2 protein-coding genes and 1 pseudogene are annotated in these 1,168 nt (G+C 69.8%); all 3 read left to right on the plus strand.

The features are described from left to right. Positions 1-217 (plus strand): annotated as a pseudogene (locus tag HUK84_RS19320) (bifunctional diaminohydroxyphosphoribosylaminopyrimidine deaminase/5-amino-6-(5-phosphoribosylamino)uracil reductase RibD); the annotation flags it as partial. Next, on the plus strand, positions 199-819 hold the full coding sequence (locus HUK84_RS19325; protein ID WP_176641661.1) for a riboflavin synthase: 621 nt from the start codon (positions 199-201) through the stop codon (positions 817-819). The pseudogene HUK84_RS19320 and the gene HUK84_RS19325, both read left to right, overlap by 19 nt. After that, positions 816-1,168 (plus strand): 3,4-dihydroxy-2-butanone-4-phosphate synthase (locus HUK84_RS19330; RefSeq protein WP_176641662.1); only part of this gene is annotated, 353 nt, incomplete at its 3' end. The genes HUK84_RS19325 and HUK84_RS19330, both read left to right, overlap by 4 nt.

Genomic DNA, 1,168 nt, shown 5'->3' on the forward strand with positions numbered 1-1,168 from the left:
GGGGGTGTTGTGGGCGCTGGTCGAGGCGGGGCCGACGCTGCTGGCGGCGATGCGGGCCGCGGGGGTCTGGGATGACTGGCTGACCATCCGGGCCGGGGCGGAAAGTAGGGAAAAGTTGTGTTTTGCGACGCGGCGCGGGGAGGAGACGCCGTTGCGGCTGCTGCTCGGGCCGGCGCGCGATCGTTTCGTGGAGGAAACATGTTTTCCGGCATCATAGAGTATCTGGGCACGGTCACGGCGGCGCGCCGGGGGGAGCGGGCGCTGCATGCCGCGATCGCCACGGGGATCGGCGACCTGTCGCTGGGCGAGAGCATCGCCGTCAACGGCGTCTGCCTGACGGTGACCGCGTTCGACGATGCGGGGAACGCGTCCTTCTTCATCAGTGCCGAGACGCTGGACCGGACCAGCCTGGGCCAGTTGCGCGCGGGCGGGCGGGTCAACCTGGAGCGGGCCGTCACCCCGGCCACCCGGCTGTCGGGCCATATCGTGCAGGGCCATGTGGACGGCACCGGCCGGCTGCTGTCGGTCGAGATGGCGGGCGAGGCGCGGCGCGTGGCGTTCGCCGTGCCGTGGGCGCTGCGCCGCTATCTGGTCGAGAAAGGGTCGATCACGCTGGACGGGATCAGCCTGACGGTGAACGAGATCGGGGCGGCCGGCGCGGACGAGGCGGGGCCGGACGGGTTTCCGGTCGCGCTGATGATCATTCCCCATACCTGGACCCATACCAACCTGGGCACGCTTGCCCCCGGCGACGCGGTGAATATCGAGGTCGACGTGATCGCGAAATATGTGGAGAGCCTATGTCAATACCGGTCATGACCCCCGCGCTGTCGGCCGCCGTGGCGGCGATCCGGGCAGGCGGCATGGTGATCCTGGTCGATGACGAGGATCGCGAGAACGAAGGCGACCTGGTGATGGCCGCCGACCTGGTCACTCCGGCGGCGATCAATTTCATGGTCACGCACGCGCGCGGGCTGGTCTGCCTGCCGCTGGAGGCCGAGCGCATCGCGCAGCTTGGCCTGAAGATGATGACGGAGGTGAATTCCAGCCCGCGCGAGACCGCCTTTACCGTGTCGATCGAGGCGCGCGACGGGGTGGAGACCGGGATTTCCGCCGCCGACCGCGCGCGGACCATCCAGGCGGCGGTGGCGCATGCCGCGACGCCGGC

Origin of the sequence: Nguyenibacter vanlangensis (genome assembly GCF_013376155.1) — a bacterium.
Lineage (GTDB): Bacteria > Pseudomonadota > Alphaproteobacteria > Acetobacterales > Acetobacteraceae > Gluconacetobacter > Gluconacetobacter vanlangensis.